Source organism: Komagataeibacter swingsii (assembly GCF_003207895.1).
Lineage (GTDB): Bacteria > Pseudomonadota > Alphaproteobacteria > Acetobacterales > Acetobacteraceae > Komagataeibacter > Komagataeibacter swingsii.
In genome coordinates, this window is record NZ_NKUB01000004.1 from 154,647 (window position 1) to 180,626 (window position 25,980).

The 25,980-nt window shown below is 63.7% G+C and carries 21 protein-coding genes; 7 read left to right on the plus strand and 14 right to left on the minus strand.

Features of this window, described 5'->3' with window-relative positions; genetic code table 11:
* Positions 1 to 15: 15 nt before the first annotated feature.
* Positions 16 to 2,250 (plus strand): FUSC family protein, encoded by a 2,235-nt coding sequence (locus tag CFR76_RS05415; RefSeq protein ID WP_110556202.1) that lies wholly within the window; start codon positions 16 to 18, stop codon positions 2,248 to 2,250.
* A gap of 226 nt (positions 2,251 to 2,476) precedes the next feature.
* On the opposite strand, the gene accC is transcribed toward CFR76_RS05415, so the two are convergent.
* From accC to aroQ, 3 genes are read right to left on the minus strand one after another with little or no spacing between them, the layout of a single operon-like run.
* Positions 2,477 to 3,829, minus strand: coding sequence for an acetyl-CoA carboxylase biotin carboxylase subunit (gene accC / locus CFR76_RS05420; RefSeq protein ID WP_110556203.1), 1,353 nt, complete (start codon positions 3,827 to 3,829; stop codon positions 2,477 to 2,479).
* Positions 3,829 to 4,287, minus strand: a complete 459-nt coding sequence (locus CFR76_RS05425; protein WP_110556204.1) for an acetyl-CoA carboxylase biotin carboxyl carrier protein — start codon at positions 4,285 to 4,287, stop codon at positions 3,829 to 3,831. The genes accC and CFR76_RS05425 overlap by 1 nt, the downstream gene beginning before the upstream one ends.
* Positions 4,284 to 4,739 carry a type II 3-dehydroquinate dehydratase gene (gene aroQ, locus CFR76_RS05430; RefSeq protein ID WP_010514708.1) on the minus strand — a complete coding sequence of 152 codons (456 nt, stop codon included), beginning with the start codon at positions 4,737 to 4,739 and terminating at the stop codon, positions 4,284 to 4,286. Before aroQ ends, CFR76_RS05425 begins: the two co-directional genes overlap by 4 nt.
* A gap of 151 nt (positions 4,740 to 4,890) precedes the next feature.
* Here aroQ and CFR76_RS05435 point away from each other — a divergent pair, with 151 nt between their 5' ends.
* Positions 4,891 to 5,433: a septal ring lytic transglycosylase RlpA family protein gene (locus CFR76_RS05435; protein WP_110556205.1), complete on the plus strand. Its 543-nt coding sequence runs from the start codon at positions 4,891 to 4,893 to the stop codon at positions 5,431 to 5,433.
* Between the two features lie 10 nt (positions 5,434 to 5,443).
* On the opposite strand, the gene CFR76_RS05440 is transcribed toward CFR76_RS05435, so the two are convergent.
* Entirely contained in the window at positions 5,444 to 6,472 is a 1,029-nt protein-coding gene (locus CFR76_RS05440) for a YihY/virulence factor BrkB family protein (RefSeq protein ID WP_110556206.1), read from the minus strand.
* Positions 6,473 to 6,765: 293 nt separating this feature from the next.
* Between CFR76_RS05440 and CFR76_RS05445 the strand changes: the two genes are divergently transcribed.
* Both CFR76_RS05445 and CFR76_RS05450 read left to right on the plus strand, forming a co-directional pair.
* A complete protein-coding gene (locus tag CFR76_RS05445) occupies positions 6,766 to 7,896 on the plus strand; it encodes a type III PLP-dependent enzyme (RefSeq protein ID WP_025439783.1) in 1,131 nt (376 codons plus the stop codon).
* Positions 7,897 to 8,013: 117 nt separating this feature from the next.
* Positions 8,014 to 8,412, plus strand: a complete 399-nt coding sequence (locus CFR76_RS05450; RefSeq protein WP_244191796.1) for a copper resistance CopC family protein — start codon at positions 8,014 to 8,016, stop codon at positions 8,410 to 8,412.
* Between the two features lie 114 nt (positions 8,413 to 8,526).
* Here the strand turns inward: CFR76_RS05450 and ccmB are convergent, their stop codons facing one another.
* Both ccmB and ccmA read right to left on the minus strand, forming a co-directional pair.
* A complete protein-coding gene (gene ccmB, locus CFR76_RS05455; protein ID WP_038508986.1) occupies positions 8,527 to 9,180 on the minus strand; it encodes a heme exporter protein CcmB in 654 nt (217 codons plus the stop codon).
* 23 nt (positions 9,181 to 9,203) lie between these two features.
* Positions 9,204 to 9,848, minus strand: coding sequence for a heme ABC exporter ATP-binding protein CcmA (ccmA, locus tag CFR76_RS05460; protein WP_208623938.1), 645 nt, complete (start codon positions 9,846 to 9,848; stop codon positions 9,204 to 9,206).
* Between the two features lie 278 nt (positions 9,849 to 10,126).
* Here ccmA and acnA point away from each other — a divergent pair, with 278 nt between their 5' ends.
* Positions 10,127 to 12,820 (plus strand): aconitate hydratase AcnA, encoded by a 2,694-nt coding sequence (acnA, locus tag CFR76_RS05465; RefSeq protein ID WP_110556209.1) that lies wholly within the window; start codon positions 10,127 to 10,129, stop codon positions 12,818 to 12,820.
* Positions 12,821 to 13,051: 231 nt separating this feature from the next.
* Positions 13,052 to 13,948 carry a LysR family transcriptional regulator gene (locus CFR76_RS05470; RefSeq protein WP_110556210.1) on the plus strand — a complete coding sequence of 299 codons (897 nt, stop codon included), beginning with the start codon at positions 13,052 to 13,054 and terminating at the stop codon, positions 13,946 to 13,948.
* Positions 13,949 to 14,029: 81 nt separating this feature from the next.
* Here the strand turns inward: CFR76_RS05470 and CFR76_RS05475 are convergent, their stop codons facing one another.
* The 4 genes from CFR76_RS05475 to truB form a co-directional block, all read right to left on the minus strand.
* Positions 14,030 to 15,448: an NAD(P)H-dependent flavin oxidoreductase gene (locus tag CFR76_RS05475; RefSeq protein WP_110556261.1), complete on the minus strand. Its 1,419-nt coding sequence runs from the start codon at positions 15,446 to 15,448 to the stop codon at positions 14,030 to 14,032.
* 92 nt (positions 15,449 to 15,540) lie between these two features.
* Positions 15,541 to 17,676, minus strand: coding sequence for a polyribonucleotide nucleotidyltransferase (pnp, locus tag CFR76_RS05480; protein ID WP_110556262.1), 2,136 nt, complete (start codon positions 17,674 to 17,676; stop codon positions 15,541 to 15,543).
* Positions 17,677 to 17,973: 297 nt separating this feature from the next.
* Positions 17,974 to 18,243 (minus strand): 30S ribosomal protein S15, encoded by a 270-nt coding sequence (rpsO, locus tag CFR76_RS05485; protein ID WP_025439775.1) that lies wholly within the window; start codon positions 18,241 to 18,243, stop codon positions 17,974 to 17,976.
* A gap of 24 nt (positions 18,244 to 18,267) precedes the next feature.
* Entirely contained in the window at positions 18,268 to 19,188 is a 921-nt protein-coding gene (truB, locus tag CFR76_RS05490; RefSeq protein ID WP_110556211.1) for a tRNA pseudouridine(55) synthase TruB, read from the minus strand.
* Between the two features lie 254 nt (positions 19,189 to 19,442).
* Between truB and CFR76_RS05495 the strand changes: the two genes are divergently transcribed.
* Positions 19,443 to 20,414, plus strand: coding sequence for an MlaD family protein (locus CFR76_RS05495; RefSeq protein WP_110556212.1), 972 nt, complete (start codon positions 19,443 to 19,445; stop codon positions 20,412 to 20,414).
* 189 nt (positions 20,415 to 20,603) lie between these two features.
* Here CFR76_RS05495 and rbfA read toward each other — a convergent pair whose 3' ends face one another.
* From rbfA to nusA, 4 genes are read right to left on the minus strand one after another with little or no spacing between them, the layout of a single operon-like run.
* Positions 20,604 to 21,017 (minus strand): 30S ribosome-binding factor RbfA, encoded by a 414-nt coding sequence (gene rbfA / locus CFR76_RS05500; protein ID WP_010509158.1) that lies wholly within the window; start codon positions 21,015 to 21,017, stop codon positions 20,604 to 20,606.
* Between the two features lie 23 nt (positions 21,018 to 21,040).
* Complete coding sequence (gene infB, locus CFR76_RS05505; protein WP_110556213.1) at positions 21,041 to 23,749, minus strand: translation initiation factor IF-2; 2,709 nt, start codon at positions 23,747 to 23,749, stop codon at positions 21,041 to 21,043.
* Complete coding sequence (locus tag CFR76_RS05510) at positions 23,746 to 24,465, minus strand: RNA-binding protein (protein WP_110556214.1); 720 nt, start codon at positions 24,463 to 24,465, stop codon at positions 23,746 to 23,748. The genes infB and CFR76_RS05510 overlap by 4 nt, the downstream gene beginning before the upstream one ends.
* Complete coding sequence (nusA, locus tag CFR76_RS05515) at positions 24,413 to 25,963, minus strand: transcription termination factor NusA (protein ID WP_110556263.1); 1,551 nt, start codon at positions 25,961 to 25,963, stop codon at positions 24,413 to 24,415. Before nusA ends, CFR76_RS05510 begins: the two co-directional genes overlap by 53 nt.
* Between the last annotated feature and the right edge of the window lie 17 nt (positions 25,964 to 25,980).

Sequence of the window (25,980 nt, forward strand, 5' to 3'; positions counted from 1 at the left end):
GGGCTTGACGCCGGGATGAAAGGTCTTGAGCTTTCCCTGATCCGTTTCAGCAATCAGGTCCGTGGTTTTTTCAGGCGGCTGTGGCCGCCGGGCATGAGCGTGCGGCAGGATCACCTGCGCTGGCTTTACGCCCCCGGTATCTTTACCTTCGGCTACGCGCTGCGGACCACCATTACCTCGCTTATCGCGCTGGGCATCGCGCTGTGGTGGGAACTGGGCAGCCCGCAATGGGCGGCGCTGACGGTCTGGATGGTGGCGCAGGGCACGCGGGGCAAGAGCGTGGCCAAGGCGCGATGGCACCTGTTTGGCATGGTGGTCGGCACGATCTGTGCCGTGCTGCTGGTGGCGGCCTTTCCACAGGCGCCGCTCATGTTCATTCTCATGCTGGCGATCGGGATCGGCGCGTTCTGCTTTATCGGGACATTGCTGCCCGGCCCGGCGACCATGACCAATTACCGTATCCACGGCATGCGGGCGAGCGGCTTTACCTACGCCATCATCTCGCTCGACGGGATTGACGACCCCGAGCATATCTTCATGACGGCCATGGCGCGCGCGACCTATATCGTGCTGGGCATCGTGCTGGAAAGCACCGTCTCCTCCCTGTTCCAGTTCAAGCTGGAGGAGCGCGCGCAGGACCGGCTGGCCGCCAATTTCCTGACCGCCATCAACGGGGCGGCCCAGACCCTTGCATCCCTGCTGTCGGGGGAGACGCAGGTGCTGAAAAAGGCGCGTGGCGTCTTTTCCAACATTACGTCCCTGAGCGACCAGATCGAATTCGCGGAAGTGGAGATGGGGTCCCATCGCGGGCATGAGGGCGACCATGCGCGGGCCGCGCTGGCGCGGGTGGCCATGCTGCTGTCGCGCGGGCTGGATCTTGCGGCCCTGATGCAGGGGCCGTGCAGGATGCCCGATGCCGCCTTCACCGCGACTTCAAGCGAGGTGGAAGCCTTCCTCAAGGACATGGCGTCACAGCTGGAAGCCAGTGAAGACATCCAGCCCGTGCTTGCCCGCCTGGCGGCGCTGCAGGCATCGTGCCGGCAGAGCGTGGCCGATTCCCTTGATGAGGAAATGGGCAGCCCCGGCAGCGCCCCCGTGGACCCGCAACTGGTGCGGATGCTCTCGCAGCAGCGCATGCTCAACTACGCGCTGGGGGAAATACTCGATGAACTGGAACAGGCGCTGATCCAGTTTGACGCCAGCCGCAATCCCCTGCTGCATGACCATTTCCACTACCGGCTCAAGACCTTCCGTGACTGGCAGCAGGCCTTTACCAACAGCCTGCGGGCGTCGGTCACCATTTTCGGTTCGGGCCTGATCTGGATCACCACGTCGTGGTCGGCGGGGCTGACGTTCATGATGTTCGTGTCCATCGTGTGCAGCCTGTTCTCGACGCTGGAAAAACCGGCACTGGCCACGCGGGCCTTCCTGGGGGGGGCGATCATCGCCTCGGTCGTGGCGGGGGTGCTGGTGCTGTGGCGCCTGGCTGAACCCACCACGTATGAAATCATGGCCGTGTGCCTGTTCCTGCCTATGCTGGCGGGGGGGCTGGCCTTTGCCTATCCCGCACTGGTGCTGGGGGCGGTTTCGTACAACCTGTTCCTGCCCATCCTGCTGGGGCCGGGCAACCAGTCGCGGCTGGATGAGGTGGCGTTCTTCAATACCGCCATGCCGCTGGTGCTGGGGCTGTGGTACGCCATGTGGTCGTTCAGGCTGGTGCTGCCGTTCGATACGAACGACATGCGCTGGCAGATGCGTACCGGCATCCTGCGCGGGCTGCGCTATGTCGCGCGCGCGCGCAACCTGCCAACCACGCTGTATGTGGTCGAGCACAACGTGGACCGCTTCGTGCGCCTGCTGACCAATGCCGAAAACACGCCGGATACGATTATCGATGCGTACCTGCAGGGCATCCTGTCCGCCATGACGATCGGGCTGAACATCATCCGCCTGCGTGCGATTCTGGAACGCCACATGCTGCCGCCTGAAGCCCAGCGCGTCGTGGGCGACATGATGGGGCGCATGGCCCAGTTCAGCGGGCGGTACGGGGGGCATTACGGCCGCACGGCGCGATCCGCCAAATTCGCCATCGCCCACCTGCAGCAGATAGCGGGACAGGCGGATAATCTGGGTGTGCGGCTGGAAATCGACAGTGCGTTGACCTGCCTGTACGTGATTTCCTATGAACTGGATCACAACCAGAGGTTCTTTGACGCCTCCAGTCCCTATCTCGACCCGGTCATGGTCTGACCCCGACGGGCAGGGCATCATTTCAAGTAATCCATTGATAAAGAATAAAAGTTTTTGGGTATCGCCTTTTTTCAAAAAGGCGATGTCTTCTGAAGCTTTTTGAAAAAAGCTTCACCAAAAACTTCTTTTATTCTGTCGCTGTTTTGCAGGCAGTCGTTAAAAAAGGGCAGCACCGCAATAGTACCGCCCTTTTTTTCGTGGTCTCTGCTTTCGCGGATGATCCGGTTCAGTTCTTTTCCTGCTGGCGGGCCACGAAGTTTTCCAGCCAGTGGATGGTGTAGTCACCCTTGCGGAACTGGGGGTCATCGAGGATCTTGCGGTGCAGCGGGATGACCGTCTTGACCCCTTCGATCACGAATTCGTCCAGCGCGCGGCGCATGCGCTCGATGGCCTCAAGCCGCGTGGGGGCGCGCACGATCAGCTTGGCGATCATGCTGTCGTAATAGGGCGGCACGCGGTAGCCCGCATAAAGCGCGCTGTCGATTCGTACGCCCAGTCCACCCGGCGGGTGATAGACGGTGATCGTGCCCGGCGTGGGCATGAAGGTCTGCGGGTCTTCCGCATTGATGCGGCATTCGATCGCATGGCCGGAGAAGGTGATGTCCGACTGGCTGTAGCCAAGCGGCTCCCCCGCCGCGATGCGGATCTGCTCGCGCACCAGGTCCACGTCGCACACCATTTCCGTCACCGGATGTTCCACCTGCAGGCGGGTATTCATCTCGATGAAGCAGAACTGCCCGTCCTGGTATAGGAACTCCAGCGTGCCGGCGTTGCGGTATCCCAGCTTTGTCAGGGCGCTGGTGGCGATCGCACCGATTTCGTCGCGCTGCGTGGCTGTCAGCGCGGGTGATCCCGCCTCTTCCAGCAGCTTCTGGTGGCGGCGCTGGAGCGAGCAGTCACGTTCGCCGTAATGCACCACGTTGCCATGCGTGTCGGCCATGATCTGCAGTTCGATATGGCGCGGCTTGTCGAGGTATTTTTCCAGATACACCTCGTCATTGCCAAAGGCGGCGCGGGCTTCGGTGCGGGCGACGCTCCATGCTTCCTCAAGGTCGGCCTCGGTGGGGGCGACCTTCATGCCACGGCCGCCGCCGCCCGCGGCCGCTTTGATCAGCACGGGATAGCCGACCCTTGCCGCCACTTCGCGCGCCTGTTCCAGGTTTTCCAGCGCGCCATCCGATCCGGGGACCAGCGGCACGCCCAGCGCCATCATGGTGGTCTTGGCGGTGATCTTGTCGCCCATCATGCGGATATGTTCCGCCGTCGGCCCGATGAAGGTGATGCCATGGGCTTCCACCGTTTCGGCAAAGTCGGCGTTTTCCGACAGGAAGCCGTAACCGGGATGGATCGCGTCCGCCCCGGTAATGGTGGCGGCCGACAGGATGGCCGCGACATTGAGATACGAGTCGCGGCTGGCGGGCGGCCCGATGCACACGGCTTCATCCGCGAGGCGGACATACATGGCATCGGTGTCGGCCGTGGAATGCACGGCAACCGTCCGGATACCCAGTTCGCGGCAGGCCCGCAGGATGCGCAGGGCGATCTCGCCACGATTGGCAATGAGGATCTTGGAAAACATTACTCTATGATGACCAGCGCTTCGCCGAATTCGACCGGGTCGCCCGACTGCACCAGAACCTTGCTCAGGGTGCCCGCGCGCGGGGCCTTGATCTGGTTGAAGGTCTTCATCGCCTCGATCAGCAGCAGCGTCTGGCCCGCGCTGACCTGCTGGCCTTCGGTCACGAACGGCGGGGAAGACGGGTCGGGCGCCAGATAGGCGACACCCACCATCGGGCTGGTCACGGCGCCGGGGTGCTTGGACGGGTCGGCCGCAACGGCGGCAGGGGCCACCGGCGTTACGGGAACGGGCGCCGCCACGGGGGCCGGGGCCGGCACGGCATGGGCGACCGGTGCCACCGCGCGGACAACACGGATGCGGTTGTCCTTTTCCGCGATCTCGATTTCGGTCAGGCCGGTATCGGTCAGAATTTCAGCCAATGCCCGAATGGCATCCGCATCCACGAGCAGTCGGCTCATTGATCGTCCTCGTCCAGAATCATGTCTGTCATGGCCTGAAGCGCAAGGGCATACCCCCGTACGCCCAGCCCGCATATGACGCCAATGGCGGCGCGGGAGACGTAGGAGTGATGACGGAAGGCTTCACGGCGGTGAATGTTGGAAATGTGCACCTCGATCACGGGCAGATCAACGGCAAGAAGCGCGTCAAGGATCGCAACCGAGGTGTGGGAGTAGGCCGCCGGGTTGATGATGATGCCGCGTGCGCGGCCCCGGCATTCCTGTATCCATGAAACGAGTTCCCCCTCCCCATTCGTCTGGCGGAAGTCGATGGCCACATCCAGGCGTTCGGCGGCCTGGACACAGACCTGCTCCACGTCATCAAGCGTGGCATGGCCATAGACCTCGGGCTGCCTCAGACCGAGCATGTTCAGGTTGGGGCCGTTCAGCACGGCAATGAGAGGGCGCTCCATGATGCACGCGCCTAGCACGCCCGCCGTCCGGTTCCAAGCCCGATCATGTCACGCATGCCGTGCGGGCGCCTGCCCGGCCGGCCCCAGGCGGGGGCAGCCGATCGTGACGGTAGTGATATGATATCGGTGCATCACATGGTATGGTGGGGGCATGACAGGATATCCCGATCACCCACGCGGTGGCAGGGGGACGGGCCACGATGGCGCGCGGTTTACGTTGCCGGTGATTGTGGCGTGCCTCATGCTGGCGGCATCCGGGGGCATGCAGGTGGCATGTGCCACGGCCCGGCACGGCGCGCCCGTGGGGCGGCATGGGGCGCGCGGCGGCGCGCGGCGGCTGCCTGTCATGACGCATGTCCCCGCGCACTGGCGCCAGCATGGGCTGGCAAGCTGGTATGGCTCGGGCAGGCAACTGGGCCACGCCACCGCATCGGGGGAAATGTTTGATCCCGGCGCGCTGACGGCCGCCCACCGGCAGTTGCCGTTTGGCACCCGGATTCTGGTGCATTCGCGCCGGACGGGGCGTTCGGTCGTGGTCAGGGTAAACGACCGGGGGCCATATCATGGCGCCCGAATCATTGACCTGTCGCTTGAGGCCGCGCGCCAGCTTGGCATGCTGGGCATGGGCATGACGCAGGTCGACCTGCTGCCCATGCTGGATGATGAGGAAGAAGTCGCAGGCGCGCCGCGCTGACCTGCCCGCCTTACAGGCTCTGGTGCTTGGTCCAGCCTTCCATGGTCTTTTCGGGCGCGCAGCGCAGTTTCATCTCGATTTCAAGCCCGGCGTTCAGTTCGGCCCCCAGCAGCACGACATAGGCCGAGACATAGAACCACATCATGATGGCGATGAACGCGCCCAGCGGCCCGTAAGTGGCGCTATAGCCCGCGATATGGCTGACATAATACGAAAATCCCGCCGATGAGAGCAGCCACAGCAGCGTCGCCCCCACCGATCCGGGCAGGATGCAGCGCCAGTACGTATGGGGCCGGTTGGGACCAAAGCGGTACAGCAGCGAACATAGCGACAGCACGAACAGCAGCATCAGCAGCGGCCCGCCCATGTGCACCAGCAGTTCGACCGATCCCGGCGGCGGGGCAAGGGACAGGCGCTGCGGCAGGTAATCAAGCAGGAACGGCAGCGCCACCATCAGCGCAAGTGTCAGGATCCCCCCGCAGATCGAGCAGAACGTAAGCCCCATGCCCATGGCCTGGAACCGCACGAAACTGCGTGTTTCGGGCGTGTTGTAGGCAACGTTCATCGCCATGATCAGCGAGCGCGTGGCCGAGGATGCCGACCACGTGGCGATGGTGGTCGATATGATCAGGTTGAACGTAAGCGAGGAATGCGATTCGGCCACCAGCAGGTGGATACGGTCCCCGATCATGTCATAGGCGGAAGGCGGCAGCAGGTTGCGCAGCACCACCAGCTGCGGCTCCACCGTCTGGGGATCGAACAGTAGCCCGTAGAGGGAGATGAGCGTGCTCATGGCGGGGAACAGGGACAGGGTGGCATAGAACGCACATCCCGCCGCGGCCAGCGTGATCTGGTCGGATACGATGTTGCGGGCGACCTGTTGCGCCACCTTCTTGACCTGCCGCATGGAAAACTGCGGCAGGTGGTGCGCGGGCGGCGGGATGTCCGTCATGTCGATTTCAGTGGATGAGGTACCAATCAAGGGGAACGTCGTGTCCTGTCTTCTGCCACGTGGGCGGCCGGGGTCGGCGCCGACCATGTGTATATTGCGCCACGGTCGGATGAGCTTAGATGAAAAACTGTCGGAAGGGATGATTTTTCTATTGCGTCACGGGCGTATTGTCCTCATATGCGCTGCTTACGCAACAACGCACGTGCCACTGGCCCTCTGAGGTTACGCAACGACGTCAAGCGTTCTGGCAATCGGGCCGCCACAGGGTGGGGGTCCTTAATTGGTCGCTGGTCCGTTAGACCGTTTCGCAACATCTGTCCGTTTGTGCAATCCCAGAATTGTATCCATCCGGGCGGCAGTACAGAAGGGATTTGGGTGCGATGACTCCCAAAATCGCTCGTTATCTGGCTGAGCAGTCACCTGCCACGCCTTGCCTTGTCGTTGACGTTGACCGGGTGGAAGAACGCTATCGCGCGCTGCGCGACGCGCTGCCGCTGGCCCGGATCTATTACGCCGTCAAGGCCAATCCCGCCCGTGAAATCCTGACCCGCCTGGTGGGCCTGGGGTCGGCGTTCGACGCCGCATCGTGGGAAGAGATTTCCATGTGCCTCGATGCGGGCGCGCGCCCGGCCGATGTCTCCTTTGGCAATACCGTCAAGAAGGCGTCGAACATCGCCCGCGCCTTTGCCGCCGGTGTGGACATGTTCGCCTTCGACTGCGCGGAAGAGCTGGAAAAGCTGGCCCGCCATGCGCCGGGTTCGCGCGTCTACTGCCGCCTGATCGTGGAAAACGAAGGCGCCGACTGGCCGCTGTCGCGCAAGTTCGGCACGACGCTGGACAATGCGCGTGACCTCATGCTGCGCGCCCGCGACCTGGGACTGGACCCGTATGGCCTGTCCTTCCATGTCGGCAGCCAGCAGACGGCGACCGGCGCGTACGAAGCCGCCATCGCGCGCGTGGGCATGCTGTTCACCGACCTCAAGGCGGCGGGGCTTGACCTGCGCATGATCAACCTGGGCGGCGGGTTCCCCATCCGCTACCGTGATGACGTGCCGGGCATCGACCGTTTCGCGCTGGCGATCAGCCACGCCATGACCGAGCATTTCGGCAACGACCTGCCGGAAATGATTGTCGAGCCGGGCCGCTTCATCGTGGGGGACGCGGGTGTCGTGTCGTCGGAAGTGGTGCTGGTCAGCCGCCGTGGCATCGATGATGGCGTGCGCTGGGTTTATCTGGACATCGGGCGTTTCGGCGGCCTGGCGGAGACCGAGGGCGAAGCCATCCGCTACGGCATCCGCACCCCGCATGACGGGACGGCGACCGGCCCCGTCGCCATTGCAGGCCCGACCTGCGACGGCGCGGACATCATGTATGAAAAGACCCCCTACGCCCTGCCGCTGGGTCTGGAGTCGGGGGACCGGATCGAACTGCTGTCCACCGGGGCGTATGTCTCGACCTACTGCTCGACCGGGTTCAACGGGCTGAAGCCGATCCAGGAACATTATATCTGATACGCCATGGCCCATGGGGCCAGGCAAAATGCGGGGCGGCGGGACGAAGGTCTTGCCGCCCTTCGCATATCGGGGGAATACACACGGCAGTCCAACCATGCCGGAGGTGTCGTTCCCGTGTCCCTTTTTTCAATGCTGCGCATGCTTGGCCTGGCCGCCATCCTGTCCGGCATGGTGATAGTGCAGGCCAGTGCCGCCCCGGCGCTGGTGCATTCCGAACCCACGCCGGGCCAGCATGTCGCCGCGGGCAACGTGGCCGTGAAGCTGTCGTTCGACACCGTGATCGACCCGTTCCGCGCCCGCCTGCTGCTGCTTGGCCCCGGCGGGGTGCCGCAACTGCTGCCCGCATCGCCCACTGATGATGAACAGCAGTCCATTGCCACCAGCGTGGCGCTGACACCGGGGCATTACGTCCTGCACTGGCGCATGCGGGCGCGGACGGGTGATCCGGCGCAGGGGACGTTGCCGTTTGACGTTGACGCCGCCACGGTACCCAAACCGGGCAGTCACCCTTAGAGCGTTCGCAAATAACACATTGATAAATAATAAAAGTTTTTGGGTACCGCCTTTTTTCAAAAAGGCGGCGTTTTTCGAAGCTTCTTGAAAAAAGCTTCACCAAAAACGTCTTTTTTATTCCACAGCAGCCCGCAATCCGGCCCCCGCCGCCAGCGGGCACAGGGGAATCGCCGCCGCCAGAAAGGCGCCCAGCAGTTCAAGGTCCGGCCCCCAGGACAGGCCGGTCTGGGCCGCATCCAGCGCCGCCGCGCCAAAGATCAGCGCGGGCGTGGTCAGCGGCAGCACCAGCAGCGGCAGCAGCACGCCGCCCCGCCGCGCGCCCAGCACCACCGACGCCGCCATGCCCCCGATCAGCGACAGGATCAGCGTGCCAAGGAACAGCCCCGTCAGCAGCACGACCATGCTGCCCGAGGGCATGCCCAGCATGATGGCCAGCGGCCCCGCCGCCAGCAGCAGCGGCAGGCCGGTTGTCAGCCAGTGGGCCATCATTTTCGCCAGCGCGATGAGGGAGGCGGGCAGCCCGGTCATCAGGAGATGGTCCAGTGACCCGTCCTCCAGCTCCGCGCCGAACAGGCGGTCCAGCGGCAGCAGGGCGGCCAGCAGCGCGCAGACCCAGACAATGCCCGGCGCCATGCGCCGCAGCAGTTCGGGCGAGGGGCCAAGGGCCAGCGGGAACAGCGCGCCGGCAAGGATGAAGAACAGCACCGCGCCAAGCGTGTCCGCCCCATGGCGCAGGGCAAGCCGCAGGTCACGTTCCAGAATGGCCATGATGAGGGAGGGAATCTGGAATTTCACAGCAGGTCGTCCTCGGGGAAATCCTCCATCGGTTGCGGGATGTCGGATTCGTTCAGGCCCGGCAGCGCCAGCGTGCGGGCATTGGGAAGGGGCAGGGGAACATGGGTGGTTGCAATCACAATTCCGCCAGCCTGCCGGTGGGCCGCAAACAGGGTGCCCAGCAGGCCCATCGTGTTGATGTCCAGCCCCAGGCTGGGTTCATCCAGCAGCCATAGCGGGGCCTGCGCCAGCAGGACGCGCGCCAGCGCCGCGCGGCGTTTCTGCCCCGCCGACAGCATGCGCGCGGGCAGGTCGGCCAGCCCGGAAATGTTGAGAGATTTCATGCATGAATCAGGATTCCCGCCACTTGCGCGCGCCGCCAGCGTCAGGTTTTCGCGCAGTGTCAGCCCAAGCTTCAGCGCGTCCTGATGGCCCAGATAGGCCACCCGTCCGGCATGCTGGCTGCGATCGGCCAGCGCATCGACCCCGGACCACAGGACATGGCCGCCTTCCGGTTTGCGCAGACCCGCAAGCACGCGCAGCAAGGTGGACTTTCCAGCACCGTTTGGCCCGGTCAGGAGCAGGGCGTCGCCCGCGCCCAGCGTAAAGCCGACACGGTCCAGAACCAGCCGTTCACCGCGGAAAACCGATATATTTTCCACTTCCAGCAGGGGGCGGCCGGGGGGAGTAAAGGCAGGAATGACGGAAATCCTCCGATCGGTGGGTGATGGGGCGGGCGGATGAAAAAAACGCCTGCTCCCGCTTTCTTGTTACCCGGTCCAGCTTGTGTCGCAACCGCGTCCGGGTATGTTCTACCCCCGTTGGGAGATCAAGCAGGTTGTCCCCGACAAGGCCGCAAATCACGCCCCATGGAAGTGGGGCGCGGGAAAACGGTCATACGGGACGATCCGTTGCTGATGCCTCGGAGGAAACAAAGCCAATGAAGACGGTTGGGCACGACTCAATGAAAACGGGCCGCACACTGAATGTGGACGGCAAGACCTATCATTATTTCTCAATCCCGGAAGCTGAAAAGACGATCGGCTCCGTCGGCCGCCTGCCGGTCAGCCTGAAAGTGCTGCTGGAAAACGTGCTGCGGTTCGAGGACGGGCATTCCTACTCGGTCAAGGATGCCAAGGCCATCGCCGAATGGCTGAAGGAAGGGCGCAGCACGAAGGAAGTTCCCTTCAAGCCCGCGCGTATCCTGATGCAGGATTTCACCGGCGTTCCCGCCGTGGTCGACCTGGCCGCGATGCGCGACGGTATCCTGAAGCTGAAGGGCGACCCGCAGAAGGTGAACCCGCTGGTTCCCGTCAACCTGGTGATCGACCATTCGGTCATGGTGGACGTGGCCGGCTCGCCCGAAGCACTGCAGGACAACGTGACCATCGAGTTCGAGCGCAATGGCGAACGCTACGCCTTCCTGCGCTGGGGCCAGGAAGCGTTTGAAAACTTCTCTGTCGTGCCGCCGGGCACCGGGATCTGCCACCAGGTGAACCTGGAATACATCGCGCAGGCGGTGTGGACGGCGCATGTGGGTGGCAAGGACTATGCCTATCCCGATACCCTGTTCGGCACCGACAGCCACACCACCATGGTCAACGGCATGGGCGTTCTGGGCTGGGGCGTGGGCGGCATCGAGGCGGAAGCCGCGATGCTGGGCCAGCCGATCGCCATGCTCATCCCCGACGTGATCGGCTTCAAGCTGGTTGGCAAGCTGCCCGAGGGCGCCACCGCCACCGACCTGGTGCTGACGGTCACCCAGATGCTGCGCAAGAAGGGCGTTGTCGGCAAGTTCGTCGAATTCTTCGGCCCCGCCCTTGACCACCTGCCGGTTGCCGACCGCGCGACCATCGCCAACATGGCCCCGGAATATGGCGCGACCTGCGGCTTCTTCCCGGTTGACAACCTGACGCTGGATTACCTGCGCCAGACCGGGCGTGAGGAACACCGCATCAAGCTGACGGAAGAATACCTGAAGGCGCAGGGCATGTTCCGTCATGCCGAATCGGCGCATCCCGTGTTCACCGATACGCTGGAACTCAACCTTGAGACCATCGTGCCGTCCATCGCCGGCCCCAAGCGCCCGCAGGACCGCGTCGTGCTGAAGGGTGCCGACAAGGCGTTCGAGACCGAACTGACCGGCAGCCTGGGCGTGCCCGCGGCTGACAAGGACAAGAAGGCCAAGGTGGCCGGCACCAATTACGAGATCGGCCACGGCGACGTGGTGATCGCGGCCATCACGTCCTGCACCAACACCTCCAACCCCGCCGTGCTGATCGCGGCTGGCCTGGTGGCGAAAAAGGCGCGTGCGCTGGGCCTGAAGCCCAAGCCGTGGGTCAAGACCTCGCTCGCACCGGGGTCGCAGGTTGTGACCGACTACCTCAACCGCGCGGGCCTGCAGGCCGAACTGGACGCGATGGGCTTCAACACGGTGGGCTATGGCTGCACGACGTGTATCGGCAACTCCGGCCCGCTGGAAGATCACATCGTCGATGCGATCGAAGGCAACAAGCTGGTTGCGGTGTCGGTGCTTTCGGGCAACCGTAACTTCGAAGGCCGTATCTCGCCGAACGTGCGCGCCAACTACCTCGCCAGCCCGCCGCTGGTCGTGGCGTATTCCCTGCTGGGCACCATGCGTGAGGACATCACCACCACGCCGCTGGGCACCTCCAAGGACGGCAAGCTGGTGTACCTGAAGGACATCTGGCCGACCAACCACGAGATCGCCGCCCTGATCGGGTCCGCGATCACGCGTGAGGAGTTCATCAACCGCTACAAGCACGTAAGCCAGGGCACGAAGGAATGGCAGGCGCTGAAAGTCGCCACCGGTTCCGAGACCTACAAGTGGGATGCATCCTCCACCTACGTGCAGGACCCGCCGTACTTCCAGGACATCACCCCCGAACCCCAGCCGCGTAGCGACATCATCGGCGCGCGCCTGCTGGCCCTGCTGGGTGACAACATCACGACCGACCACATCTCGCCTGCGGGCGCGATCAAGGAAAGCTCGCCTGCCGGCAAGTACCTTGAAGCCCATGGTGTCGCGAAGAAGGACTTCAACTCCTACGGGTCGCGTCGTGGCAATGACCGCGTGATGGTGCGTGGCACGTTCGCCAACATCCGCATCAAGAACGAGATGCTGCCCGGCACCGAAGGGGGCGTGTCCAAGCACTTCCCGGACGGCAAGGAAGGCTCCATCTATGATGTGGCGATGGAATACAAGAAGGAAGGCGTGCCCCTGGTCGTGATCGGCGGCAAGGAATACGGCATGGGTTCCTCGCGCGACTGGGCGGCCAAGGGCACCCTGCTGCTGGGCGTGCGTGCGGTGATTGCCGAAAGCTTCGAGCGTATCCACCGTTCCAACCTGGTGGGCATGGGCGTGCTGCCGCTCCTGTTCGAGGAAGGCACAACGCGCAAGACGCTGGGCCTGAAGGGGGATGAGACCTTCGAAATCCGCGGGCTGGACAAGATCACGCCGCGTATGACGATGACCATGACCATCACCCGCGCCGATGGCTCCAAGCAGGATGTGCCCCTGCTGTGCCGCGTCGATACGCTGGATGAGGTGGAGTATTTCCGCAATGGCGGCATTCTCCAGACCGTGCTGCGTGGCATGACCAAGGCCGCGTAATCACACGGCCTGTCCCGGTTTTTGCCGGGATGGAATGATAAGGCGGCGGCCCGTATGATGCGGGCCGCCGTTTTTTATGAACAGATCATATATGCATATCCAGCATAGGTTAGCGGCGTTACCGTTGCATTTTACACATATCGGTGGTGTCTTTTCTCTGTATTGTGCATAAATAAGATGCCGCTTAAAACTGTAACTATGTAATAACATAGTTGAGGATGCTGGGGCTTCATGGATCTGCTTTCTGCCTTGCATAGCTTCGTCCGTGTGGCCGCCACGGGTTCATTCTCGGCGGTATCAAGGGAAACGGGGGCCAGCCAGCCCACCATTTCCCGTCATATTGCGTTGCTTGAAGCCCATTACGGCGCAACCCTGTTTGCCCGGACCACCCGCAGCCTGATGATGACGGAAGACGGGCGCAGCCTGTTGCCGCATGCCTATGAAGTGCTGGAAATACTGGAAACGGCGGAAACGGCGCTTGGCCGCAGGCGTGCCTCGGTTTCGGGGCTGGTGCGGCTGGGGGTGACCACGGCGTTCGGCCTGTACCTGACCAGCCGGCTGAACAGCCTGCTGGAGGAACATCCCGACCTGTCGGTTGAACTGGTCATGCGCGATGGATTCGGTGACCTGGTGGAAGAAGGGCTGGACCTTGCCATCCGCATCGGTTCCATTGCCGAAGGGTCGCTGATCGCCCGCAGGCTTGGCTCGGTCCATCGCTGCGTGGTGGCGTCGACCGACTACCTCGCCCGCCGTGGCACGCCCGAACACCCGCGTGACCTGCTCAACCATCCCTGCATTGCCTATAGCTATGGGGGCACCCGCCATGACTGGCAGTTTGCCCGCAAGGGTGAGGCCGAAACCACGGTCGCGGCCAGTGGCCCATTCCGCGCCAACAGCAGCGAAGCCGTGTTGCAGGCGGTGCGGGCCGGGCTGGGAATTGGCATGCTGCCGACATTCCAGGCGGAAGAAGACATTGCGGCCGGGCGGCTGAAGCACCTGCTGCCGGAATGGACGATACCGGAACTGCCATTCTACGCCGTCCATACGGGGCCGCGCACGCTGCCGCTGCGTACCCGTACCGTGCTGGATTTCCTGATCGAGATTTCGGATGTCCTGCGGCAGGGCTAGGCTTTTATTGTTTTTTGATCATGAAAAAGGCCGACCCCTTACCGGGAGTCGGCCTTTTCTTTCGCATCTGCCGGAACCGGCTCAGCGCCCGGTCATGATCCGTTCCAGAAGCTGGGCCACGGTGGGTACGAAGCCGTTGGCATAGAACGGGTCAGTCGCGAAACGCCACGCGTTCGTGCCGCCGAACATGAGGTTATGGTCAATCACATCCGCCTGATCCGGCCCATGGGCGTGGGCCGCCGCCTGCAACGTTTTCTGGATGCAGTAGGAACGCGGGTCCGCCTTGTGCCCGTTGGAATAGGCGGGCGGCTTCTGCGACCAGTTGGAAAAGCGGCATTCCGACAGGCAGCCCATGCAGGCCCCCTGATCGGCCAGGATTTCACGCGCCCGTTCCGGGGCCACAAACACCAGCGTGTTATCCGGCGTCCGCATGGCCTCGGTATGGCCTTCCTCGATCCACAGCCGCGCGCGCTGCGCATCGGCCGGGGTAACGTAAACCTGCCGCCCACGCGCGCCGATGGCCAGCACCGCCGTATGCTCGCCCAGTGCTTCGGGGGAGAACGGGACCTGCCGTTCCGACCGTCCCCGCAATTCACGCAGGAACGAATTGTTCACCGCCGATGAATAGAAGCCGGTGGGCGAGAAACGGTTGAGGAACACATCCCCCTTCTTCAGCGTCAGCAGGCGCTGTTTCCACGCATCGGGAATCGGGCTTTCGCGCGTCAGCAGCGGACGGGTGCCGAACTGGAACACGATCGGCCCGAGTTCGAGGTTGTCGATCCAGTCCTGCCATTCCTCCAGCCACCACACGCCACCGGCCATGATGATGGGGGTGTCATCCAGGCCAAAGGCCCGCATCTGCTTGCGCAACGCCAGTACGCGGGGGAAGGGGTCTTCCGGCGCCAGCGGGTTTTCGGTGTTGGACAGGCCGTTATGGCCACCCGCGCGCCACGGGTCTTCGTACACCACCGCACCCAGCAGTTCGCCCGTCTTGTGGTACGAACGCCGCCACAGGGCGTTGAACGCACGGGCGGATGATACGATGGGGTAATAATGGATACCGAACCGCGCCGCGATTTCCGACAGGCGGTACGGCATGCCCGCGCCACAGGTCAGGCCCTGGATCATGCCCGGCGCACCCTCCAGCACCCCGTTTATGACGCGTTCCGCGCCCCCCATTTCCCACAGGATGTTGGCATGGATACGCCCCCTGCCGCCTGCGATTTCATGCGCGATGCGGGCCTGCGCGATCCCGCCGCGAATGGCGTAATCAATCAGTTCCTCGTGCCGCTCGCGCCGTGTTTTACCATGATAGACCTGCGGGACGACGTTGCCATCCTTGTCATAGGAATCGGCATTCACGATCGAGACCGTGCCCGCCCCCCCGGCTGCCGCCCAGTGCCCGGCGGATATGCCGGTTGAGATCGAGACGCCCTTCCCCCCTTCGACCAGGGGCAGAATATCCGTCCCGCCCATACGGATCGCATTGATCGGCTTCATCACCATTCCATCGTCATGTGTCTGCCCGCGCGGCGGGACGCCCATGCCGGGCACATCCCGCCGCCGGGTGTCATACAGGTCGGGGCCGCGTCTTAGCGCGCGGGCGCACGACCGGGCTTGGCACCCACTGTCTCGGTGATATCGGCGCCGGTTTCCTGGTCGACCACGCGCATGGACAGCTTGACCTTGCCGCGATCGTCAAAGCCCAGGACCTTCACCTTCACCTCGTCTCCCTGCTTGACGACATCGGTCGTCTTGGAGACACGGCCCTGCGCCAGTTCGGAAATGTGAACCAGCCCGTCACGGGGGCCAAGGAAGTTGACGAACGCACCGAAATCGGCGGTCTTGACGACCTTGCCGTTATAGATGTGGCCCACTTCGGGTTCCGCCACGATGCCACGGATCCGTTCGATGGCCTTTTCGGCCTGATCGTCGGACGACGCGGCGATCATGATCGTGCCGTCGTCGTTGATGTCGATCTTCGCACCCGAATATTCAACGATCTCACGGATAACTTTACCGCCCTGGCCGATCACGTCGCGGATCTTTTCCTTGGGCACCGAGATCGTGGTGATCTTGGGAGCCGAGGAGGATACATCCGTGCGGCCTTCGGTCAGCGCCTTGGCCATTTCACCCAGGATGTGCAGGCGACCCTGACGGGCCTGGCCCAGCGCGATCTTCATGATTTCGGGCGTAATCGACGTGATCTTGATGTCCATCTGCAGCGCGGTGACACCCTGCTCGGTGCCCGCCACCTTGAAGTCCATGTCGCCCAGGTGGTCTTCATCGCCAAGGATGTCGGACAGGACGGCGAAGTCCTCGTCTTCCTTGATCAGGCCCATGGCGATACCGGCCACCGGGCGCTTCAGCGGCACACCGGCATCCATCAGCGCAAGCGAGGCGCCGCATACGGTCGCCATGGAGGACGAGCCATTGCTTTCCGTGATCTCGGACACCACACGCATGGTGTACGGGAAGGTGTCCTTGCCCGGCAGCAGCGGGTGGATCGCACGCCATGCCAGCTTGCCGTGGCCGATTTCACGACGGCCGGGGGACCCCATGCGCCCGCACTCACCGACCGAGAAGGGCGGGAAGTTGTAGTGCAGCATGAAGTTGTTGCGGTATTCGCCTTCCAGCGCGTCCACGATCTGCTCGTCCTGGCCGGTGCCAAGGGTCGCGACCACAAGGGCCTGCGTCTCGCCACGGGTGAACAGGGCGGACCCATGCGCGCGCGGCAGGATGCCGACTTCGGACACGATCGGGCGGATCGTTTCCAGGTTACGGCCATCGATACGGAAGCCGGTATCCAGCACCTCGGTGCGGACCACGTCGGCTTCCAGGTCCTTGATCATGGGCTTGGCGGCATCGGCATCGGCCTCGCCAATCTTGGCGAGGATGGCTTCACGGGCTGCGGCAACCTTCTTGTAACGCACCTGCTTGGCGCGTTCCTTGTACGCCTCGGCGATCAGGGCGCGACCGGCCTTGTCCACCTTCTTGCGCAGCTTGATTTCCTCGGCCGTCGGCTCGGCCAGATCCCACGGTGCCTTGGCGGCACTTTCGGCCAGGTCGATGATCAGGTCGATCACCGGCTGGAAGGCTTCATGGCCGAAGGTCACGGCACCCAGCATCACGTCCTCGGACAGTTCCACCGCCTCGGACTCGACCATCAGCACGCCTTCGGACGTGCCGGCCACGACCAGGTCCAGCTCGCTGTCCTTGAGCTGGGAAATGGTCGGGTTCAGCACGTACTTGCCGTTGCTGTATCCCACGCGGGCAGCACCCACGGGACCGAAGAACGGAATGCCCGACAGCGTCAGCGCGGCCGAACAGCCGATCAGCGCCACAACAGCGGGGTCGTTTTCCATGTCGTGGCTGAGCACGGTGGCGACGACCTGCACTTCATTGCGGAAGTTTTCGGGGAACAGCGGCCGGATCGGGCGGTCGATCAGGCGGGAGTTCAGCACCTCGGCCTCGCTCGGGCGGCCTTCACGCTTGAAGAAGCCACCGGGGATCTTGCCTGCGGCGTAGGCCTTTTCCTGATAGTTGACCGTCAGCGGGAAGAAATCCTGCCCCGGCTTCACGCTCTTGGCGCCAACGGCGGTGCACAGCACCACCGTATCGCCATAGGTTACGACAACCGCGCCATCGGCCTGACGGGCGATCTTGCCCGTTTCCAGCACCAGCGGGCGGCCGCCCCATTCGATTTCCTTGCGAAAATAATTAAACATCCAGACAACCCTGTCCGTTGACTGCCGCAATGCAGGCGGGCCGGACATGGGAACGTATGATGGCAGCGCCTCGGACGGCATGGAGCGCGACGGCACGGCCGCCAGAACACCATGTGGCCTGAAACGCTGCGATCCGGGTCCGGACATCTCCGCCATGACATGGCAGCGTGTTGGCAGCGCCCCTGGGGGCGCCAGAAAATATCCGGCCCGATCGGCCACGGCCATGCACCTGCATGCACCGTGGCCGTTCAGACCGTGCGGGTACGCATTATGACCGCGTTCCCGCCATGTCGCAAATCAGCGACGCAGGCCGAGGCGCTTGATCAGCGTTTCGTAACGGGCCTGGTCCTTGCGCTTGACATAGTCCAGCAGGCGGCGGCGGCGGCCGACCAGCATCAGCAGGCCACGGCGCGAATGGAAATCCTTCGCGTGGGTCTTCAGGTGATCGGTCAGGTTCACGATCCGCTCGGTCAGCAGGGCAACCTGTACTTCCGGCGAACCCGTGTCCGTCGCGGCATTGCGGTATTCGCCAATAAGCGCCGTGCGGCGTTCAGCAGTAATCGACATCGTCATCTCCATTGATCATTCGGTTCACAGCATGCGTACCGATCGCAGCAGGCCGCCTTCGGGGCGGCACAGCCCGACCACACGCGCCCCATCCATCGCACGCACGACACCCGAGCGGGGGTCGGTATGTTCCGGCATCCGGTCCGCCAGCTGGTTCAGGTCAATCGCCTGGCCAAATGACAGGGCATCCGCTTCCTCACGGGTCAGGGCCAGCGCCGGGATGTCGGCCAGCGCGGTCGCGACCGGAAGCAGCAGATCCGGTGGGGCAGGCGCGTTGTCGGCGCTTGCGACAATTTTGTCCAGTGGAATCGCATGGGATTCATCAAAAGGCCCGACGTTCAGCCGCCGCAGCGCCGCCACATGCCCCACCGTGCCGCAGGCCAACGCGATATCGCGGGCCAGCGCGCGCATGTACACGCCCTTGCCCGATTCCACCTCGAACACCGCCGTATCGGCATCGGGGCGGGCAATCAGTTCAAACCGGTCGATCCGCGCGGGACGGGGGGGCAGTTCGGGCGCATTGCCCGCGCGCGCCATGTCATAGGACCGCCTGCCTCCGACCTTCAGCGCCGAAAAGACCGGCGGCACCTGCATGATGTCGCCACGGAAGGCGGCAAGGGCCGCCTCGAACGCGGCATTGTCGGGCCGCACGTCCGACACGGCGGTCACGCTGCCTTCCGCGTCATCACTGTCGCGTGCTTCCCCGATGCGCAGGGTGAAGTGATAGCGCTTGGTGCCATCCATTATATAAGGCACGGTCTTGGTCGCCCTGCCAAAGGCCACGGGCAGCAGCCCCGTCGCCAGCGGGTCCAGCGTGCCGCCATGTCCCGCCTTGGCCGCGTCAAACAGGTAGCGCACACGGCCCACGACCTGGGTGGAGGTCATTCCCAATGGCTTGTCCACTATCAGCCAGCCATCAAGCGGGCGTCCACGTTTGCGTCCCATTGCAGGCACCTTGCATCATGAGGGGGGGAATGCCGTGCGTTTAGACGAGGCACGCATGCACGGCAATGCCCCATTCCGCCACCGGGGCTGGCCGCCCGCGCCACACGTGGTAAAAGGCGAAGCGGGCACATGCCTGCCATCCCCGCAGCCTGCTTTGCCTGTCGTGGATGTAATGTCATCTTGCAGCAAACGGACACGTGGCCGAATGTGTCCGCAATCGTTTTTTATTCTGCGTCTAGGGAGACCTGAACACCATGGCTGAACGGCAGACCACGGTCGGTGCATTTGTGTTGGGTGGAGCCCTGCTTGGTGTGACGGCCATAGCGCTGTTCGGACAGTTTCATCCCTTTTCCCCCACCAGTCGGGCCGTTGTGGTGTTCGACAGCCCCATCAACGGGCTGGGCGTAGGCGCGCCCGTCACCTTCGACGGCGTGCAGGTCGGCCATGTGGAACATATCGCCGTCCAGTTCGATCCCCAGACGCATCAGGCCCTCATTCCCGTAACACTGGAACTGCAGGCCAATGGCGCGCGTATGGCGGGCGGCCATGGCAGGGTGCTGGACAGCCGCGAACTGCCAAAACTGGTGGAAAACGGATTGCGCGCCGAACTGCATATGCAGAGCTTTGTTACCGGCCAGGAAGAAATCGACCTGACCTTCGACCCCAGCGTGCCCGCGCACCTGCATCCCGGCATCAGCGCACTGCCGGAAATCCCGGCGCGTGAATCGGAAATGCAGAAGCTGACCGACGCGCTGACGGCGCTGCCGCTGAAGAACATCGCCAACAACGCCGACGCCATGCTGGTCAGCATCCGCACGCTGGCGGACAAGCTGGACAAGGACCTGCCCCCGCTGGTGGACAGCGTGCGCGCCACGTCCGACCATACGCGGGTGACGGTGGACACCGCGACCGATGCGATCCGTGACCTGGACCACCATATGGATACGACGCTGGCCTCCATCAACAACCTGGCCGATACCGGCACGGCGCAGCTGGATGCGCGTGGCGGCGAACTGCATACCCTGCTGGTCAATTCCAATGAAACGGTGACCGAGGCCAAGGGCGCGCTGGCCGGCCTGCATGACATTACCGCGCCCAGCTCCGCCGACCGTTCCAATATCGATTCGTCACTGCGTGACCTTGCCGCCGCCGCCGCCGCCCTGCGTGGATTCGCCACCGACGTAGAACGCAACCCGCAACTGCTGCTGATGGGGCGGCGTAACTGATCCCTGTCCCGGATCGGGACCATGAAAAAAGCCGGTCCGGCATTATGCCATGACCGGCCTTTTTTCATGGAAACAATGGAAGTTTCCGGGTGCTGTCCTTTTCAAGAAAGCGGCGTTCCCCGAAGCTTTTTGGAAAAAAGCTTCACCAAAAACTTTTGCTTGATGGAAAGACGGCTGAAGCGGGAGGCTTCAGTCCTCCAGATCCCGCCGGACTTCCGGCTGGCGTAGCATGTTATCGACCTCCATTGCGTAATCCAGTGCCGTATCGGGCTGGAAATGCAGGTCGGGCACACCACGCAGGCGCAAGGCGTGCGACAGGCGCGTGCGCAGGAAAGGCGTTACACGCTTGAGCGCGGGCAGCAGTTCCGCCACATCGCTGCGACCCAGACGCGCCACGAATACGGTGGCATGCTTGAGATCGGGCGAGATACGCACTTCGGTCACCGTAATGCGCACATCGGCCAGGTCAGGGTCGCGGAATTCGGTGCGGGCAAATATTTCCGCCAGCACGCGACGGACTTCTTCCGCCACGCGCAACTGCCGCTGCGAGGGACCAGACGCGGAATGGCCGGCAAGTTTCCCTGCCGGCCCGCTCTCGCTCATCCCTTTTCTGGATGAATTACGGCTCATGCCGGGACGAGTTCCATTTCATAACATTCGACCACGTCACCCTCGCGCAGGTCGTTATACCCGGCAAAGGACAGGCCGCACTCGTAACCGCGCGCCACTTCCTTGACGTCATCCTTGAAGCGCTTGAGCTGGCTCAGCTCACCTTCATGGATCACGACGTTGTCACGCAGCAGGCGCACGCCACAGCCACGCTTGACCACGCCTTCGGTAACGTAACAACCGGCGACCTTGCCCACCTTGGTAATTTCGAAAACCTTGCGGATTTCGGCGTAACCCAGGAACTTCTCGCGATGCTTGGGCGCGATCTTGCCACGGACCAGCTGCTCCACATCATCAGCAACCTGATAGATGATGGAATAGTAGCGGATATCCACGCCCTCACGCTGCGCCAGCTCACGCGCCTGCGCCGTGGCGCGGACGTTGAAGGCGATGATGACGGCGCCGGACGCCTTGGCCAGTTGCACATCACTTTCGGTGATTTGGCCAACCGTTGCGTTCAGCACGCGGATCTTGACTTCCTCATGCTCCAGCTTCTGCACCGTCGCCTCAAGGGCTTCGGCCGAACCCTGCACGTCCGCCTTGATCAGGACGGCCACTTCCTTCTGCGCACCAGCCTGGATACGGGCCAGCATCTGGTCCAGCGTGCCGCGTGCGGCGGTCTGGCCGGCTGCCGTGCGATCCTTGATCACGCGCTGACGGAATTCCGAGATTTCGCGTGCGCGGTTCTCGTTTTCCACCACCACGAACGGCTCACCCGCGCCCGGTACCCCGGTAATGCCCAGGATTTCGACCGGCATGGACGGACCGGCTTCGCCAAGCTGGCGGTTGCGATCGTCGATCATGGCGCGGACGCGGCCCCATTCGGCCCCGGCCACCACGATATCGGTGCGGCGCAGCGTGCCCTTCTGGACCAGCACGGTCGCAACCGGGCCACGGCCACGGTCAAGGCGGCTTTCGATTACCGAACCCTCGGCGACACGATCCGGATTGGCCTTCAGGTCAAGGATTTCAGCCTGCAGCAGGATGGCTTCCTCAAGCTTGTCCAGCCCGGTGCGCTTGAGCGCCGAGACTTCGACATCCTGCGTGTCGCCACCCATGCTTTCCACCACGATTTCGTGGTTCAGCAGTTCCTGGCGCACGCGGTCGGGGTTCGCGCCCGGCTTGTCGCACTTGTTGATCGCCACGATGATCGGGGCATCGGCCGCCTTGGCATGCTTGATGGCCTCGATCGTCTGCGGCATCACGCCGTCATCCGCCGCAACCACCAGCACCACCACGTCGGTTACCGATGCACCACGGGCACGCATGGCCGTAAAGGCCTCATGGCCCGGGGTGTCGATGAAGGTAATCTTCGCACCCGATGCCAGGGTTACCTGATAGGCGCCGATATGCTGCGTGATGCCACCGGCTTCGCCATTGGCGACATCGGTGGTGCGCAGCGCGTCTAGCAGCGAGGTCTTGCCGTGATCGACATGGCCCATGACGGTCACGACCGGCGGACGCGGCTTGAGGTCCTCGGCCCTGTCCTCGATGCCCTCGATCCCGATTTCAACATCGCTGTCGGAGACACGGCGCACGCGGTGGCCGAATTCCTGCACGACCAGTTCAGCCGTATCCGCGTCGAGCGACTGCGTAACCGTCGCCATGACGCCCATTTTCATCAGCGCCTTGATGACCTCGCCCTGACGGGCGGCCATACGGTTGGCGAGTTCCTGCACCGTGATGGTTTCGGGCAGGACCACGTCGCGCACCACGCGGACCTGATCGGAGCGCAGGCGTTCCAGTTCCGCCTGGCGGCGCTCACGCTCACGCTGACGGCGGACGGAGGCGAGTGAACGGGTCTTGTCGTCATCCCCCTCGATCGCGGCCTGCACGTCAATGCGACCGGCGCGACGGCTGTCATTGTTCTTCTTCGCTCCGCCCGACGGGCGGCGACCGGGTGCGGCGTTGCCGGGACGGCGGCTGGGGCGACGTTCTTCCTCGCCCCCTTCCGCACGGCCACTGCGCAGGCGCAGCGTCTCGCCAGCACCGGCGGCGGCGCGGCCACTGGCGGCGCCGGCTGCATTGCCGCCACCTGCCGGGCGCGCCGGGCGCAGCGGCTGTGCCGGCATGATCGCACGTTCGGCCAGCGGACGCAGGCGCTGCATCGGCGGCGCGAGCGTGACCTCACCGGGAATCGGCACGGACGAGACAACCGGCCCTTCCGGCTCGGTGGACTCGGCCGGTTCGGGCATGGCCTGCGTCGCGGCGCTGCGGGCTTCGTGCTTGCGGGCCTCGGCCTCGGCGGCGGCATCTGCCTTTGCGCGTGCCTCTTCTTCGGCACGGCGGGCATTTTCCTCTTCCTGGCGACGGGCTTCTTCCGCGGCGGAAAGGATCGTGATCTTTTCCTGCTCGCGCGCTTCCTTTTCGCGCTGGATGGCGGCGCGGCGCTGTTCGTCCAGCACGCGCTGGCGGGTTGCCAGCTCGGCTGCCGTCAGCGCGCGACCACCCCGTCCCCCGGCGCGACCGCCAGCCGGCCCCGATCCGTTACCTGCGGCCCCGGCCCCGCGCTTCTTGCGCACCTCGACCTGAACCACCTTTGAACGACCATGGCTGAAGCTCTGTCGCACGGAACCGGCATCCACCGTCCGTCCGACTTCCCTACGGCCCGCCGGCCGCAGGGACAAGCGTCCCTTACCCTGATCCTGATCGTTGCCTTCGCTCATGTACCCGCCTGTTCACACCGTCCGGCGGACCGCTCCGCCGAATTCGGGCTGGTCCTGCCGGACAAACCCGCAAAACGTTCACTCTCGATACGGAATCGGCGCGCCAGTTCACCATGCAGCATCGCCGCATGAACAACATGGTCGCGGCCAAATGCCGCACCCAGACCCGATGCCGTAGGAACAACCGTAACCGGAAGGTCCCGTGCACCAGACAAAACTCTCTTCCTCTCGTCGGGGCTGCCATCGGCGGCCTGTATAACCAGACCGGCCCGACCGCCCACAACCCACTCACGCACCTTGGCAAAGCCACAGACAATCTGCCCGGCCCGCCGTGCCAGCCCTGCAACATCCATCATGCGCCGCAGCAACCCGTCTTCAACAAGATGGGTCAGGTCAGGGTGAATAACAACCCTTCCCCGTGCCGCGCGTGCGAATGCGCCACGTGTGCGTGCTGTTTCTAACACATCCGCACGTGCGCTCAACCAAATTCCCCGTCCGGGCAGACGTGCGGAAAGATCAGGGATCACGACTCCGTCGGGGGAAATGACGAACCTGATCATTTCCTCTTTCGGCAGCCGGACGCGGGTGACGGCGCAGCGGCGCAGCGGACCGCGCTCTTCCTGTTCCGTGTCGCCCGCGTCTTCCGCGTTTGGATCCCCCTGCTCAGACGTCGGTCGTCTCCTGTTCGTCGGCCGTGTTTCCGCCCGCCCTGTCATCTTCATCAAACCAGTGCGCGCGGGCCGCCATGATGATTTCGTTGGCCGCATCCTCGTCAATCGCATCGCTGCCGAGGATTTCAACCAGTTCGTCACCGGCCAGGTCGGCCAGGTCATCAAGCGTCTTTATGCCCTTCTCACCCAGCGTCACCAGCATCTGGTTGGTGAACACGCCCAGCGCCGCGATGTCATCGGTGACACCCAGCGCCCGGCGCCTGTTGTCCAGTTCTTCTTCCTGGCCCGCAAGGTAGCCTTCGGCGCGGCGGACCAGCTCACTGGCCACGTCCTCGTCAAAGCCTTCGATGTTGGCCAGTTCCTCGGGGTCGGCGAATGCCAGTTCCTCGATGGAATGGAACCCTTCGGTCACCAGCAGGCCCGCGATGACGTCATCAACGTCCAGCGCCTCGACAAACAGGTTGCTGCGCCGACGGAATTCTTCCTGGCGGCGTTCCGATTCCTCGGCTTCGGTCAGGATGTCGATGTCCCAGCGCGTCAACTGGCTGGCAAGGCGGACATTCTGCCCGCGCCGCCCGATGGCAAGGCTGAGCTGGTCATCGGGGACGACCACCTCGACCCGGCCCGCTTCCTCATCCATCACCACCTTGCTGACCTCGGCCGGGGCAAGGGCGTTGACGACAAAGGTCGCGGCCTGCGGACTCCACGGGATGATATCGATCTTTTCGCCCTGCAGTTCCTTCACGACTTCCTGAACGCGGCGGCCGCGCACGCCCACGCAGGCGCCGACCGGATCGATCGACGCATCGCGGGAGATGACGGCCATCTTCGCCCGCGAGCCGGGGTCGCGCGCCACGGCCTTGATCTCGATGATGCCGTCATAGATCTCGGGCACTTCCTGCGCGAACAGCTTGGCAAGGAAGGCCGGATGCGTGCGGGACAGGAAGATCTGCGGGCCACGCGGCTCGTCACGCACATCATAGATGTAGGCGCGCACGCGGTCGGAATTGCGGAAGCTTTCGCGCGGGATCAGTTCGTCACGGCGCAGCAGGGCCTCGGCATCGCCGATCTCGACCAGCAGGTTGCCGTATTCCGTGCGCTTGACGGTGCCATTGACGATTTCGCCCACGCGGTCCTTGAAGTCATTGAACTGGCGGCGGCGTTCATATTCGCGCACGCGCTGGACAATGACCTGCTTTGCCGTCTGCGCCGCGATGCGGCCGAAATCGATGGGCGGCAGGGGGTCGATCAGGTATTCCCCAAGCTGGATCTCGGGCTTGAACTTGCGTGCGATGTACAGCGGGATCTGGGTTTCCTCGTTCTCCACCGTCTCGACCGCCTCGGTCCAGCGCGACAGCCGGACATCGCCCGTCTTGCGGTCGATGGTGGCGCGGATATCCTTTTCATGACCGTATTTCGCGCGGCCGGCCTTCTGGATGGCCTGCTCCATCGCTTCCAGCACTTCCTCACGGTCGATCGACTTTTCCCGCGCTACGGCATCGGCAACCAGCAGCAGTTCGGGACGGGCAACGGACGTATCCATCAGTGTCTCCACAACAT